This is a genomic window from Ralstonia sp. VS2407 (assembly GCF_052950655.1).
In genome coordinates this window covers 1-432 of record NZ_JBRFVG010000390.1, presented here as the reverse complement: position 1 = coordinate 432, position 432 = coordinate 1, and the positions used below count along the sequence as shown (strand labels likewise).

Sequence of the window (432 nt, the reverse complement as noted above, 5' to 3'; positions counted from 1 at the left end):
ATCCTCGGCGGAAGCGCCATCGCGGCTGAGCAGGCCGCCCAGCAATCCGGCATGCCGTCCGGCCAGTCGATGAGCGCGAGCCAGAAGGCGGTCGACGCCGATATCGGCAGGCTCTCGAAGGACGGCGCCCAGGGCTTCCGCGATCTCCAGCTCACCCGCATCGCCATCTTCGAGGCCGATCCTGCGCAGGCCAAGGCCATGATCGGCAAGGCTCAGGCGGCGTTCGCCAAGGCGAAGACGGACGACGCGGTGTTCACCAAGGCGGAGGCCGACCTCAAGACACCCACCGACGTCACCGGCAAGGCGACGGCGCCGGCCAAGGCCGACGCCAAGCCGGCCTCCAAGGAGCAGGTGGCCTGGGTGCCGGTGGATGCGCAGCTGACGCTGGGCGACGACTTCGTGGCCACGCCCGCGAAAGCCTCGGCCGTGACC

At 70.1% G+C, this 432-nt stretch carries 1 protein-coding gene; it reads left to right on the top strand.

All coding sequences use genetic code 11. The features are described 5' to 3' along the window. Positions 1-432: YfdX family protein (locus ACU8YE_RS25620; RefSeq protein WP_446930432.1), on the top strand; the 432-nt coding region annotated here is incomplete at both ends.